Raw genomic sequence first — 14,366 nt, 5'->3', positions numbered from 1 at the left:
AAAGTTGAATTTATTTAATAAAATGCCACGGTTTGATATAGGACAAAAAACCACCAAGCGTTCCGCTCGGTGGTTTTGTATTAGGATTCTAATTTTTTCGCACGTTTTAATAATAAAAGAAAGACAATGATAACGAACCCCAGTATAAGGAAGAAGCCATATTGCTTTATATAATCAATTATGTCATTCGCACTGGTTGGTTTTTCAACGTGAATGCCGTCTTTATTCGTCGTAATATGAATATCTTTCATTTTTACTTCATTCTTTTCCTTTTGTAAATCAATCCATTCTATATTTGGAATACTTTCTAGATCCTTTAACACTTCTTTTAATGGTTTCGCACCTAAGTAAGGATGATAGAATGCACCAATAACTCCATCGGATAATTTAGAAACAGATAGAGCACGCTCTTTCATTTTAGCAGTAGTTTGTGGCGTATCTTCTTCAATAAATCCGACTGTTTCAGGTAATAGTTTCATTCCATGTAAAAATGATGGAGTACTTGTATAATATGGTGAGTGCATGGATTTCCAAGTTGTATCATTTAACTGTAGTTGTCCTACATAAGTTGAAAAGTACCTTGATAATATTTCATATCCTTTTTGAGACATCGTGTAATGAGGTGCTTCAAAGGCAACAGGATATAGTTTAGCATCTACAAGTTCTTGAATTCCTTTTTCGATATGATCTTTCGTATATTTTTCCTCGAATTCTTCCCCTTTTTTTACATATTGGTTATATGCCTCTATATTTGGAAAGTCATCTTTTGTCTTCGGTTTTTCATGCTTCGGTTGGCGAATTGGTTGATCTGTTTTTACATCCCAAAATTCAAAGCCTTCACCTGTTTCACTGTCATAAAATTGGTGAGTATAACCATGCATAATAATTGCTGCACCATCATCTTGCATAGAGCGTAAAAGATCAACTAGTTCTGGTTTATCTTTTAAATGTATTATCTTTCCTGTATCTGGATCTTTATATACCGGAATAACAGTAATCATGTAAGGCATCTTTTTCTCTTTTAGTAATTCAGCAATTTCTTTCAATTGATTTATATCTGCTGCGGGGTGAACATCCTCAAGGCGTAAATAAGCTTCAACTTTATTTTCCGTTGGTTTTTGGCTGAAATAAGAAAATAACATTTCACCGACGTAATGAGACATCCAGTCAAAGAGGTTAGGTGTTGCAACATAATAAGATGTTTCATGCTGAACGATTAGTGGGTTAGTGTTATTTGAGCTTAAGGCGTTAGCAAGCACAGTTCCATTCGTATCAAATGATTGAATTAATCGTTCCTCCTCTAAGGTATTTTTTAGCTTCTTGTCTGGATATTCAATTTTATTAACTCGTATATCATCACTATTCAAAGTAATGAAAGAAAAACGCTTAGATAATTGTTCAACATTTTGTCCTAATACTAATACAGGGCCGGAGAAGTTTTCTAGAAATTGTTTCGTTTCATCAGAAAACGCTTCTTTTGTTTCACCGATATAAACAATATGTGTATAGGAGGATACGTTATTAATTGAAGTTGCTTCTTTTAAGTTTTTTACGGTTATATCATTTGTAAAATGTCCTAATTGAGTATTAAGGATTTGGACATTATTTGAAAATTTATCGTCTTGTGTACTATACAAAACAAGTACTTTTGGTTTTGATGATGTTTGTGCAGAGGTGTAGGTAGGGATGAGTAGTAAAATGCTGAACAAGAGTGTTAGGCATTTTTTCATTTTGTATGCTCCTATTCTATATATAGAGTTCAGTTTACAATTATATACAATAAATGCGTTATAGTCTATGAAAGTTACATTTTTGCACGTATTTACCAGCTGTTTTTTCACAAAATCGGTCTAAAGCATGATGATAATATGTATAGTTATTTGCTATGATAAAAGAGTAATAGAATGTAGGTAATTGTAAAGGGAAGGCTGAAAGGGGACAAATTTCAGCGGAGAAAGAGGTAGAGGTAGTGAAGAAATTCTTTGTAGGATTTTTAGTTGTTCTTGGAGTATATTTATATTTCCAAGGAAAGTCTGAAGGAATGGATAAGCTAGTGAATGGAACAAGCTATGTTGATTCAGAAGAAGCAAAACAGATGAAACAAATCATTATAGAGGAAGCGAAGAAAGTAAATCTTCCAGAATGGATACCTCTTGCAATTGCCGAGCATGAAAGTCGATTAAATCCAAGAAGTGTTGGAGATAATGGAACTTCATTCGGATTGTTTCAACTACACCGCGGCGGCGGGCTTGCACCAGAGCATTTAACTGATGATGAGCTGAAAGATCCACGTACAAATGCGCAAATTGCAATGCCGCATTTAATGAAAGGATATAAGCGTGGGGTGCAAAAAGGTTTGACTGATTTTGCATTACTGAAATATATAGCGAATACATCTGGATGGCCAGGGAATTTAGGGCCAGAGTGGACGGATAATAACATGAAGTATAACATCGGATTAGAAGATGTGTACTATCGAAATAAAGGTGTAATAAAAGAGTAGGTTTTGATACCTACTCTATTTTTTTTGATAATCGTGTCATTTTGTGAAATACTCCGCTAGTTGTATTTTCACCTCTTCTAGTTTTGTAGAAACTTGCGGTATTTTATATCCTACATACAATGGTGAAACGACAAATCTAGGTACAACTTTACAAATGATTTTTCCATTTAAGTAATAGAAGAATAAGTTATAACTACTGCATCCTTTATGGAAATCTGTCAGTATGTAACGTACAGTTTGCTGAATGTAATTTGCCATTTCATCTATATATGAAATGTTATCAATGATTATATTGAATTCAGTGAAGCCAATAATGGGACGCTCTGAAATATTAAGCTCAATGCATTCATTTTTTTGAACAATTAACCCTTGGAAATTTTCTTCTTCAATATTTTCAAGATAATCTACATATTTCATTCCGATAATTTGCATGTGTGCATGATGCAAACTTCCACCTGAAAATGGACCGTGATTTTTATATAAAATCACAGATGCGAACTCCTTGTTCTTCTGTAAGTGTAACCAATGTTGAATAGAAAATTGCATTAATTTTCTCATATGTTCTTCTGTATATGTTGCGATATGATCTTCGCAATTATCGGTTTCGATTAACACTGTTTGAAATGTATCTTGTAATGTAGGAAATTTATTTTTTAACCAAATAATAGAACCATCAGTTGCTAAAATATCCGTTAATTGTTCTTTATCGCAAAATGGACATGCAGCGCTTCTATTCCGAATACTTTCTGGTTTTTGTTTACCGATATCGTTTAAAAAATATAGTTGTTGTGTATCCATTTGTATATATGCCCCTTTAAAATATGTGTAAAAATCCCGCTTAATACATTCGGGAAAAGGAGAAGGAAATCCTCTAAAGGAATAGGGGAAAAATAAAAGACAAGATATCCTCATTACGATAGGGTACCTTGTCTTTTATTTTTTCTCTAATAGTGTGTATGGATAATATAGAACATTTTCATTATTTTTCTTTTTTCTCTTTTTTATTGTGTATAAGGTAATTGCTGTGCTTGCAATTATAATAATGGCTTTCTTCATATTCATATACCCCTTTTTATTGTTGGTTTAATTCTTGGCTAACTGCTTTTGCATCGACTAAAGCGTGTAAAATCATTTTCACCATGTTCATCATATTTCTTCACTCCTTTTTATAGTTCATTTAGTTCTTTTACAACTGCTTGTCCGTTCACTAATACCTCAAAGATTGCTTTTACGATTTCTTTCATCATGTTTGTTTCCTCCTTTTGTTTGTCTCGCTTGTTTACATCTTTATTGTATAGGGAGGCATCTTTTCGTACTATCGCTTTCCATTACGTGAACATAACAGTTTTGTAAGATTTGATGTCACTTATTGAAATGTTTAGTCTATCTTCATTATTTTCAGAAAAATGACTATTCAAACATGAAATTGGAAAGTATAATAAAGAAGTAAGTATTAAATTCCGTACGAAAGGGGTGAATGAGATGAAACGTTCTTTAGCTGCACGTGCCAAATTTTTAGATTTTATCTATTTTTGTCGTGCGATTTTTCATGATGTAGTTGTTAACGGGATACGTATGCCCTTTTTTAACAATTGCATAGTGACTATTGAACGATAGAAATCTCTTCACCCATTTTTAATAAACGTGTGAAAAGGGAGCTATTTGGCTTCCTTTTTCTATGCCGAAAAACCATGGGGAATGTTTCTTTCTCATGGTTTTTTATATTGAAAGGAGTACGGAAAATGACTATTTGTAGTGTAAATAATGTAACGAAATCTTTTGGTGGGAACACCATATTTGAAAATATATCGCTTGAAATAAAGAATGGTGAACGTGTTGGATTAGTTGGTCGTAACGGTAGTGGGAAGACAACAATCTTTGGGCTTCTAACTGGAATGGAGAGTTTGGATGCAGGAGCCATTCATATGAAGAAAGGTACACGTATTGGTCATGTCGCACAAATTCCGAAGTTTGATGAGGTTATGACTGTATATGATGTATTGAGTTCTGCTTTTAAAGTAGAAAAGGAATTAGAAAAAGAAATGCATGCTTTAGAAAAAAATATGGCGGTGGAACAGGAACAATCTGCTTTGGAAAAGCTAATGGAGAGGTACGGAGTCATTCAAGAAAAATTTGCATTTCTCGGTGGTTATGAAATCGAGGCAAATATAATGAAGGTAGCAAATGGCTTACAAGTGACAGACTTATTTTCAAGAGTATTTACGGAATTAAGTGGAGGAGAACAGACGAAAGTAAGCCTTGCATATATGCTATTGCAGAAACCAGATTTACTTCTATTAGATGAACCAACAAATCATTTAGATTTATTTGCAGTTGAATGGTTAGAGCAATTTTTAAAAGAATACACTGGAACAGTTATAGTTATTTCACATGATCGCTATTTCCTTGATGAAGTTGTAACGAAAATTTTTGATTTGGAAGATGGAGAGATTCACGTGTACCATACGAATTATTCTCAGTTCGTTGAGGAGAAGGAAGAAAGATTACTTCAAGAGTTTCAAGCTTATCAGGAGCAACAAAAGAAAATAAAGAAAATGAAAGAAGCAATTAAGCGTCTACGTGAATGGGCAAATCAAGCGAACCCTCCGAATGAAGGATTGCATAAAAGAGCGAGAAATATGGAACGTGCGTTAGAACGTATAGAGAAATTAAAGAGGCCAATTTTAGAACGAAAACAGATGGGTCTTCAGTTTGAAGGGCAAGAGAGAAGCGGAAAAGATGTTGTTGTAATGAAAGAAGTGAGTAAAGGTTTTGCTGGCCGACCTTTATTTGAACAAGCGAATTTACATGTTCGTTTTCAAGAGCGTGCTGCTATCGTTGGTCGTAATGGTACAGGGAAGACCACGTTACTAAAATTACTATTAAAAGAAATGGAACCAGACGCTGGTGCAATTAGGATGGGGAGTAGTGTAAAAATCGGTTATTTATCGCAGCATGCATATGAAAATATGAAGAGTAATGTATTGGAAGCATTCAGAGAGAATGTGGCTGTAACAGAGGGAGAAGCAAGACATATATTAGCTAAGTTTTTGTTTTATGGTCCAGCAGTATTTAAGAAAGTAACGCAACTTAGTGGTGGAGAAAAAATGAGATTAAGACTTGCGCAACTTATGTATCAAGACATCAATTTTCTAATTTTAGATGAGCCGACAAACCATCTTGATATTGAATCAAGGGAAGTTTTAGAGGAAGCCCTTGAGCAATATAATGGAACAATCCTAGCTGTTTCACACGATCGTTATTTTTTAAATAAGTTATTTGAAAAGACGTACTGGATTGATGGATGCCAATTATTTGAGTTTGCAGGAAACTATGCATGGGCTCGTCAAAAATGGGAAGAAAAGCTTGAGAAGCAAGTAATAAAGCAAAAACGCCAAGGGAGAAAGAGTGTTGAAATGGTTCCAGTAAAAGAGAAAAAAGCTAGGAATCTTGAAGAGATTGAAAATGAGTTAATGCATGTAGAAGAAGATATATATGCAATAGAATGTGAAATGGAACATGTAGCTGATGTTGAAAGACTTGAAAAATTATATGAGGAAAAAACGATGAAAGAGTTGTTACGAGCGAAGTTATATAGTGAGTTAGAGAATATTGTGGAGTAAAGAGTAGAAAGCCACTTCCTTTCAGTTTTGTTGGAGGAAGTGGCTTTTTCATAATGATATTTTGCTTTAAAGATTAAATGAAGCGATGTGTTTCACGTGAAACAGTAACTTAGATAAATCCGTGTTCCTCAATTTGCATAGCTTGTGAAGCGTATGAAATGATAAGGTGAAAAATAAATGTCATTAGTGGCTTTTCAATAGGAGTAATCACAAAAACAAAGGCTAATTATTTCCCGAGAGATAAAGTGAGGGCTTTTACGGGCAGCCCGACCCCGACCTAACTTCTTTTGCTTTCGCTGAATTTTGAGGTGGGGTTCTTACTGCCCGGCAAATAGCGGGATAAATATGTATAAAAGAGACTAGTGAATGAAAACGAAAAGAGAGCAAAGTTACAGCTTTACGCGCTGAACTCTGCTCTCTTTTTGCGTGGCATCTTCTCTCGTTGAAATTATAATAGCGATCCCGAGCATGATAAAAAAAGCTAAAAAGAGGACGAACTTTGGGAAGAACGGGAATAGTAATAGCGCTCCGACTATCATAATTGTTAATAATACGTAGTGCAGGACGTATTGGAATAGGTTGTCCATATTTTCGCCCCCTTTTTGGTAATTGGTTATTAGTATTCTATGTTTCATGTTGAAGGAATAGAAGTAGATTTTTAAGTTTTTTAATACGAATTATAGCTGAGTTTTCTTAAAGTATAAATGTAGAGTGATAATTTTGGAAAAATTCTCAAAATATTCATTTAGAAAGAATTGACAAAACATAATGAACGATATAAGCTAATAACCATAAAGTCTACCGGAAAGGTCGGAATAAGATTGTTACCCCTCAAAAATATCTATTTTTTTTACGATTAAAACCGACTTTTCCGATTGGCTATAAATGTTGCTGTGGGAGGCATACATAAGGTAATTCGTTCAGAGGGTATAATCATAAAAAGTTAGGGTGGGGACAATGAAGAAAAAGACAAAAAAATGGGCTGGTGTATTTTCGGTATTAATGAGTAGTTCGCTTGTGTTGTCTGCTTGTGGGGGACAGGAGGACGCGGCTTCTACAGAGCCGGTTAAACAGCAGGATTTAAAAAATGTGAAAATTGAAAAGATCGCTGCGACAGATAAAACGAAAGTGCCAGACAAAGCGAAGAATAGAAAAGATACGTTAGTAGTTGGTATTAGTAAGCCAGGCGGCGTATTTTTGCCATACTTCCAACAAAATGGTTGGGATGGAAACGTAACTTCAGTTATTTTTGCATCTCTCGTATCAACCGATAAACAAGGGAAACCAATTCCAGAATTAGCTGAGAAGTGGGACGTTTCTTCTGATCAGTTAACATATACATTCCATTTACGTAAAGATTTGAAATTTAGTGATGGATCGCCATTAACGGCGGATGATGTAGCTTTCACATTGACGCTTTTACATGATAAGGCATATGAAGGTGAAGTAGATATCTCTCAATATGCGGTTAAAGGTGGTAAAGAATATAAGGAAGGAAAAGCAACTTCAATTGAAGGTATTCAAGTTGTTGATCCACAAACAATTAAAATTACAACTGAAAAAGTGAATTCACAAGCTATATTTGTTTTAGGAGGTACAGTACTATCAAAAGCTTATTATGGAAAAGATTATAAGCAAAATACAAGCTTAGATTACTTAAAAGATTTATATGGAAAGCCATTAGCTGCGGGTCCATATAAATTTGAAAAGTATATTCCAGGTCAAGAAGTTCGTTTTGTAGCAAACGAAAATTATTATGCGGGTAAACCAAAAATTCAAAACTTCATTTATAAAATTACTTCTAGTGATACGAAGCTTCAGTTATTCCAAACAGGAGAAGTTGACCATACTGGCTTAGGTACTGGTGATGAGGTTCTTGAACAGGCTAAGGCTTTAGAATTCGCCAATATCCAAATCGAAACAGCACCGTCATTTAGTTATATTTATATGAATAATAATAAGCCTTACTTAAAGGATAAAAAGGTTCGCCAAGCACTTATTTACGGATTAGACCGCAAAAAATATGTTGATACAGCGTTAAAAGGATACGGTACAGTAGCCAATGTACCAATTCATCCAACTTCTTGGGCTTATACGGAAGAAGGAGTTAATAAATACGAATACGATAAAGAAAAAGCGAAAAAATTATTAGATGAAGCAGGGTGGAAAGTTGGTTCGGATGGAATTCGTGAAAAAGATGGTCAAAAATTAAAACTTTCTTATTTCGGTCCAAGTTCGGCTAAAGATAGTGATTTATTAATTCCGATTGCGAAAGAGAATTATAAAGAAATAGGTGTAGAGTTTAATCCTGAATTTATGGACTTTAATACGATGCTTTCTAAGGTAAACAAAGGGGATTATGATTTAGCTTCTGTTTCGACACCGATTACAAGTGATCCGAGTGAAACAGCTGGTGAATATTTGTCTACTGCAAATGAAACTAGTCTTGGTTATAAGAATGCAAAAGTAGATGAGCTAATTCAAAAAGGTATTGAAACTGTAGATATCGAAAAGCGTAAACCTATTTATAAAGAATTGTATAAAGAATTAAGTGATGATCCACCAGTAATTCTATTAAACTACCGTAGAACAATTACTGGTTATAACGGGAATATAAAAGGAATTGATCCTGAAAAGTACAACAGTATTAGTGCAAACTTACCAGTATTATCATTTGAAAAATAACGATAAGAATGTATAAGTAGAAGACATTTTTTCATTCGGTTAGTAATGTGCCGCTTTGAAAAAATGTTCTTCTATTTTAAGCATAAGATTGGAGAGAAAAAGGGTGAAAACATATATTGTTCGTAGGTTGTTACAAATGATTCCTACACTGCTTGGTACATCAATTATTATCTTCGTCCTGTTCGCACTTCTTCCTGGGGATTATATTGATTCAAACCCGAAAATTACACCGGAAAGAGCAGCTGAACTGAGGGAGTTATATGGGTTGAACAAACCAATTGTTGAGCGTTATTTTCATTGGTTAGGTAATGCATTGCAAGGGGACTTTGGCTTCTCACTTCAATATCAAGAGCCTGTAACGTCATTATTAAATAAATTTATTTGGAATTCCTTTAGTGTAGCAATTATTGCATTGTTTTTTATTTGGCTAATTGCACTTATTATCGGTGTATTCTCGGCGACGAAGCAACATTCTTTATTCGATAAACTTGTAACAATCGGTGTTTTTGCAGCGATGTCATTCCCTTCATTCTTTATCGGTTTGTTTTTAATTAAGGTGTTTGCGGTTGACTTTAAGTTATTACCGATAGGTGGAATGATTGATGTTGGCAGTAATTCAACAGGATTTGCTTACGTGATAGAAGTTGCAAAACATATGATTTTACCAGTATTTATTTTGACACTTCTTGGGGTCGGCTCGCTAACTCGTTATTTTAGAACAAGTATGTTAGAGGTTGTAAGACAAGATTACATACGAACAGCAAGAGCGAAAGGTTTGAAGGAGAAGACGGTTATTTATAAGCATGCATTAAAAAATGCAATTTTACCGGCAATTACGTTATTAGCATTTGAATTACCTGGATTGTTTTCTGGGGCAATTATTATTGAACAAATTTTTAACTGGCCAGGGATTGGTAATATTCAATTAGAAGCATTAAATTTCCGTGACTATACAGTATTGATGGCATTTACGATGTTTCTTTCTTGTTTAACAATCGTTTCAAACTTTTTAGCAGATATCGTATATGCAGTTGTTGATCCAAGAATTCGGTTGAAGTAAGGGGGGAAAGAAATGGAGACTGTTACAGTAATTACAGAAAAAAAAGAAAAAAAGAGAAGAAATGAATCATCACCATGGCGACAAGCTTTTAAAAAGATAAAGAAAAATAAGATGGCACTTGTAGGGTTTTATGCATTAATTTTTATGTTTTTATTTTGTTTTATCGGTCCTTTCTTTTCTCCATATGCATCAGGAAAAATACAAGTTGCGCTCATTAACAAACCACCTAGTTTTTCTCATTGGCTTGGTACAGATCAATTAGGAAGAGATATTTTAACAAGGCTTATGCAAGCGGGACGTATTTCATTAACCATTGGTTTAGCTTCAATGGTTTTATCGGTTATACTTGGAGCTTTATTAGGAGCGATTGCAGGTTTTTATCGTGGTATTGTGGACAATATTATTATGCGACTTGCAGATATTTTAATGTCGATGCCAGGATTACCGTTACTTATTATAATGGGTGCGATTTTATCAGAGTGGAAAGTACCGTCTGATTATCGTTTGTATGTCATTATGATTATTTTAAGTTTAGTAGGTTGGCCAGGGCTTGCACGCCTTGTAAGAGGGCAAATTTTATCACTTAGGGAGCAAGCATTTATGCAAGCTGCGGATGTGTTAGGAATAAAAGATTACCGGAAAATTATATATCACTTAATACCTAATGTTTTACCCATTTTAATTGTCGTATCTACATTAGGTGTTGCAGGTTCTATTTTGGGAGAATCCGCACTAAGTTACTTAGGTCTCGGAGTCGTTCCACCTACACCATCATGGGGGAACATGATTAGCGCAGCTAACTCATTAATCGATTTCCAAAAGCGTCCATGGTTATGGATTCCGCCTGGTTTTGCAATCTTTATAACAGTTGTATCAATTAATTTACTTGGTGATGCACTTCGTGATGCATTAGATCCAAAGATGAGACGGTAGGTGAGGAGATATGAGTAAAGCGGTAGTAGAGCTGAAAGATTTACAAACACACTTTCAGACAGAAGAAGGGACAGTAAAAGCTGTGAATCATGTTAGTTTTTCTGTTCGAGAAGGTGAAACTGTTTGTGTTGTAGGTGAATCTGGTTGCGGAAAAAGTGTAACGGCGTTATCTATTATGGGACTTATTGCTGAATCAGGCAGTGTAGTAGGTGGAGATATTTTATATGAGGGAAAAAGTCTTTTAGGAATGAAAGAGAAAGAGCTTCGTAGTTTACGAGGGAATGATATTGCGATGATTTTCCAAGAACCGATGACATCGCTAAACCCCGTCTTCACTGTAGGAGAGCAAATTGTAGAAACGTTAAGGGAGCATGAATTACTTAGTAAAAATGAAGCATATAAGAAGGCAATTGAGTTAATTCGTAAAGTTGGCATAGCCCGCGCTGATGAAATCGTCCATTCTTATCCGCATGAACTGAGCGGCGGGATGTTACAACGTATTATGATTGCTGTTGCACTTAGTTGTAATCCTAAGTTATTAATTGCGGATGAACCAACAACAGCTCTTGATGTTACCATTCAGGCTCAAATATTGGATCTACTAAGACAAGTGAAAGAAGAATTTAAAACGTCGATTTTATTAATTACACATGACTTAGGTGTCGTAGCGGAAATGGCTGATTATGTTGTCGTTATGTATGGCGGGAAAGTTATCGAAGAAGCCCCAGTACTAGAGATATTCCAAAATCCAAAACATCCTTATACGAAAGGATTATTGAAATCAAAACCAGTAATGGGAAAACGAATAGATAAACTATATTCTATTCCAGGGCAAGTTCCGAATTTAGTTGGTTTAGGTGAGTTTTGCTACTTTAGTGGGCGTTGTGAGCGTTGTATGGAAATATGTGAAAAAGAAGCCCCAAATCTAAATGTAAATGATGAAAATCATAAAGTAGCTTGCTGGTTATATGAGGAGCGTGCGGAACAATGAGTGAACCATTATTAGAGGTGAAAAATCTAAAGACATATTTTCCAATTAAGGGTGGCGTATTTAGTAGAACAATTGGGCATGTAAAAGCGGTTGATGGAGTAAGTTTTACTATTAATAAAGGTGAAGTGTTTGGTCTCGTTGGCGAATCAGGGAGCGGAAAAACAACAATAGGAAAAACAATTTTACGCCTCGTTCAAAAAACGGAGGGAGAAGTGAAGTTTAAAGGGAAAGATGTTCATTCTTTATCCAAGGATGAATTAAGAAAACATCGCCCTAATATGCAGCTCGTTTTCCAAGATCCATTTAGCTCATTAAATCCGAGAATGAGAATTGGAGAAGCGCTTGGAGAGCCAATGTTGGCCCACGGATTAGCGACGAAAGAAAATGTTCGTGAAAAGGTAATTGAAGTATTGGAGTTATGTGGATTAGCTCCTTATCATATTGACCGGTATCCCCATGAGTTTTCTGGTGGACAACGTCAGCGTATCGTAATCGCAAGAGCTATGGTATTAAATCCGGAATTTATTGTAGCTGATGAACCTGTGGCGGCACTAGATGTATCTATCCAAGCACAAATTATTAATTTATTTAGTGAGTTACAAGAGAAAAAGGGATTATCTTATTTATTCATTTCGCATGATTTAAGTGTAGTAGAACATTTATGTACGAAAATCGGAATTATGTATTTAGGTATGATTGTGGAGACAGCACCGCGTGATGAGTTATTTACCAATCCGCTACATCCTTATACGAAAGCATTGTTATCAGCTGTTCCAATACCAGATCCAACAGTGAAGCGAGAGCGAATTATACTAGAAGGGGATATTCCAAGTCCAGCAAATCCACCTTCGGGCTGTCGTTTTCATACACGTTGCCCATTTGCAACGGATGTTTGTAAAAAAGTAGTACCAGAATTCCGTAATGTTGGTGCAGAGCATTTTGTTGCTTGTCATCACGTATAAAAAAGGACTCTTTCAAATTGAAAGAGTCCTTTTTTTATTTAATAGATGAAGTTTGTTTCAATACAAATTGCTCGATTGCGTGAGCAACACCATGTTCATTGTTTGTTAGTGTTACAACATCACATAGCTTTTTTACATCTTCTTCAGCGTTGCCCATTGCAACAGATAAGCCTGCTACTTCTAACATCGGTACATCATTAAAATTATCACCAATAGCAACTGTATCTTCAATAGGGATATTAAAATGAGCTGCCATCTGCTGTATCCCGTTTCCTTTATGTCCATTCTTATCCATAATTTCTAAGTTAGTAGGAGCCGATGCTGTAACCATAATATCAGCATCTTCTTGTAATATACTTAATAGTTGTGCGCGATGCGCTGCATTAAACGTTAAAATGAAGAATTTAGATATTTCTAGTTCTTGGTTATTTACAACATCTTCTATTTTTTTGAAATCAGTAATTAGGTTCGATTTCTTTTGCTTTTCTGTAATTCGTTCAAGTTCCTCTAATGTAACATCAAGCGCATGCTTATTTTCTTCGAATGCTTGCATCACTTGATCTTGCCATGTATATGGAGAATAAACTCCTTTATTCGTATATAGCTTATATGGGAAACCTTCAGATTCTAGTAATTTTGCAAGTTTGTAAACTTTGTCGTTTTGTATACAACGCGAGTTAATTACTTTTCCATCCACATAAACAATAGCCCCATTGCTTGCTCCGACTGGAAGAGATAATTTATATTCTTCCAATAGCTTTAAAGCATCCTCTTTCGCACGACCAGAACAGATCATTACAATATGACCAGCTTCTTGTGCAGTTTGGATTGCTTGTAGGTTTTCTTTGGAGATTTCAAGATTAGATGATAGTAGTGTACCATCCATATCTAATGCGATTAATTTCAAAATGACCACCTCTTTGTTTTTATTATACATAGTTATATAGAGGAAACATATAAACTTATCTTGGAAAGACGGTATTTTATCTCATATTAAAAGTAAGTAAAGATTAGATAGGTTTAGTGTCACTAAATAAACGATTTGTAACAAAAATAGAGAGGAATATGACGACATTTCACTTTATGACTGTAATGTTACACGAATGTTACAAACGTGAACTAAGTGAAAAACGCATTAAATAAAGGTTTTTGAGGGTTATTATAAAAAAACGTAAAAAAAGTGTAATAAATTTTACGTAATTATATTGCAACGTAATAATAGTTATGTTACATTAATGTTACAAACGTTACGTTATCAAATTTAATGTAACGTTAACATAAAAACTATGAAATAAACATTTCTTAGAAATTACATATAGATAACTTATAAAAAGGGAGGATAAATGATATGAAAGAGCAAGTATTACAAGTAACAAAAGGTGATTTCGTAGGATCAGCAAGTGGAGCGGTAGTATTAACAGCATTAATCGTATTTCTATCAAGCGTATTAGTATAATAGAAGCTTTGTAACAAAAGAAAAGGAAGGGAGAATGAAAGGTATGAAAGAGCAAGTATTACAAGTAACAAAAGGTGATTTCGTAGGATCAGCAAGTGGAGCGGTAGTATTAACAGCATTAATCGTATTTCTATCAAGCGTATTAGTATAATA

The 14,366-nt window shown here is 34.7% G+C and carries 15 protein-coding genes; 10 read left to right on the top strand and 5 right to left on the bottom strand.

The window, feature by feature from the left end; genetic code table 11:
- Positions 1–80 precede the first annotated feature (80 nt).
- Entirely contained in the window at positions 81–1,730 is a 1,650-nt protein-coding gene (locus ACUN13_RS28440) for a DUF2334 domain-containing protein (protein WP_242278665.1), read from the bottom strand.
- Positions 1,731–1,969: 239 nt separating this feature from the next.
- Here ACUN13_RS28440 and ACUN13_RS28435 point away from each other — a divergent pair, with 239 nt between their 5' ends.
- Positions 1,970–2,503: a transglycosylase SLT domain-containing protein gene (locus ACUN13_RS28435; protein ID WP_000713249.1), complete on the top strand. Its 534-nt coding sequence runs from the start codon at positions 1,970–1,972 to the stop codon at positions 2,501–2,503.
- Between the two features lie 36 nt (positions 2,504–2,539).
- On the opposite strand, the gene ACUN13_RS28430 is transcribed toward ACUN13_RS28435, so the two are convergent.
- Positions 2,540–3,301, bottom strand: a complete 762-nt coding sequence (locus ACUN13_RS28430; RefSeq protein ID WP_242278664.1) for a DUF4931 domain-containing protein — start codon at positions 3,299–3,301, stop codon at positions 2,540–2,542.
- A gap of 135 nt (positions 3,302–3,436) precedes the next feature.
- Positions 3,437–3,565, bottom strand: a complete 129-nt coding sequence (locus ACUN13_RS28425; protein ID WP_002023099.1) for a hypothetical protein — start codon at positions 3,563–3,565, stop codon at positions 3,437–3,439.
- A gap of 420 nt (positions 3,566–3,985) precedes the next feature.
- On the opposite strand from ACUN13_RS28425, the gene ACUN13_RS28420 reads away from it, so the two are divergent.
- Complete coding sequence (locus tag ACUN13_RS28420; protein ID WP_000830643.1) at positions 3,986–4,120, top strand: RAxF-45 family protein; 135 nt, start codon at positions 3,986–3,988, stop codon at positions 4,118–4,120.
- A 125-nt stretch (positions 4,121–4,245) separates the two neighbouring features.
- Complete coding sequence (gene abc-f, locus ACUN13_RS28415; protein ID WP_048655812.1) at positions 4,246–6,126, top strand: ribosomal protection-like ABC-F family protein; 1,881 nt, start codon at positions 4,246–4,248, stop codon at positions 6,124–6,126.
- Positions 6,127–6,515: 389 nt separating this feature from the next.
- Here the strand turns inward: abc-f and ACUN13_RS28410 are convergent, their stop codons facing one another.
- Positions 6,516–6,713, bottom strand: coding sequence for a hypothetical protein (locus ACUN13_RS28410; RefSeq protein ID WP_000369254.1), 198 nt, complete (start codon positions 6,711–6,713; stop codon positions 6,516–6,518).
- A 370-nt stretch (positions 6,714–7,083) separates the two neighbouring features.
- Between ACUN13_RS28410 and ACUN13_RS28405 the strand changes: the two genes are divergently transcribed.
- From ACUN13_RS28405 to ACUN13_RS28385, 5 genes are all read left to right on the top strand, one after another.
- The gene (locus tag ACUN13_RS28405) at positions 7,084–8,811 is read left to right on the top strand and encodes an ABC transporter substrate-binding protein (protein WP_242278663.1); all 1,728 of its coding nucleotides are present in this window, start codon (positions 7,084–7,086) and stop codon (positions 8,809–8,811) included.
- A 103-nt stretch (positions 8,812–8,914) separates the two neighbouring features.
- A complete protein-coding gene (locus tag ACUN13_RS28400) occupies positions 8,915–9,871 on the top strand; it encodes an ABC transporter permease (RefSeq protein WP_000860748.1) in 957 nt (318 codons plus the stop codon).
- 12 nt (positions 9,872–9,883) lie between these two features.
- Entirely contained in the window at positions 9,884–10,804 is a 921-nt protein-coding gene (opp4C, locus tag ACUN13_RS28395) for an oligopeptide ABC transporter permease (protein WP_000451077.1), read from the top strand.
- Positions 10,805–10,814: 10 nt separating this feature from the next.
- A complete protein-coding gene (locus tag ACUN13_RS28390) occupies positions 10,815–11,795 on the top strand; it encodes an ABC transporter ATP-binding protein (RefSeq protein ID WP_242278662.1) in 981 nt (326 codons plus the stop codon).
- Complete coding sequence (locus ACUN13_RS28385) at positions 11,792–12,757, top strand: ABC transporter ATP-binding protein (RefSeq protein WP_242278661.1); 966 nt, start codon at positions 11,792–11,794, stop codon at positions 12,755–12,757. The genes ACUN13_RS28390 and ACUN13_RS28385 overlap by 4 nt, the downstream gene beginning before the upstream one ends.
- A gap of 34 nt (positions 12,758–12,791) precedes the next feature.
- Here ACUN13_RS28385 and ACUN13_RS28380 read toward each other — a convergent pair whose 3' ends face one another.
- Positions 12,792–13,664, bottom strand: a complete 873-nt coding sequence (locus ACUN13_RS28380; protein WP_000766420.1) for a Cof-type HAD-IIB family hydrolase — start codon at positions 13,662–13,664, stop codon at positions 12,792–12,794.
- Positions 13,665–14,105: 441 nt separating this feature from the next.
- Between ACUN13_RS28380 and ACUN13_RS28375 the strand changes: the two genes are divergently transcribed.
- Together ACUN13_RS28375 and ACUN13_RS28370 are read left to right on the top strand one after the other, a co-directional pair.
- Positions 14,106–14,213 carry a DUF3948 family protein gene (locus ACUN13_RS28375; protein WP_000664237.1) on the top strand — a complete coding sequence of 36 codons (108 nt, stop codon included), beginning with the start codon at positions 14,106–14,108 and terminating at the stop codon, positions 14,211–14,213.
- Positions 14,214–14,247: 34 nt separating this feature from the next.
- A complete protein-coding gene (locus tag ACUN13_RS28370) occupies positions 14,248–14,364 on the top strand; it encodes a DUF3948 family protein (protein ID WP_000677736.1) in 117 nt (38 codons plus the stop codon).
- Positions 14,365–14,366 lie beyond the last annotated feature (2 nt).

The organism is Bacillus cereus group sp. Bce041 (assembly GCF_052646455.1).
This window is presented reverse-complemented; position numbering and strand designations above follow the sequence as displayed.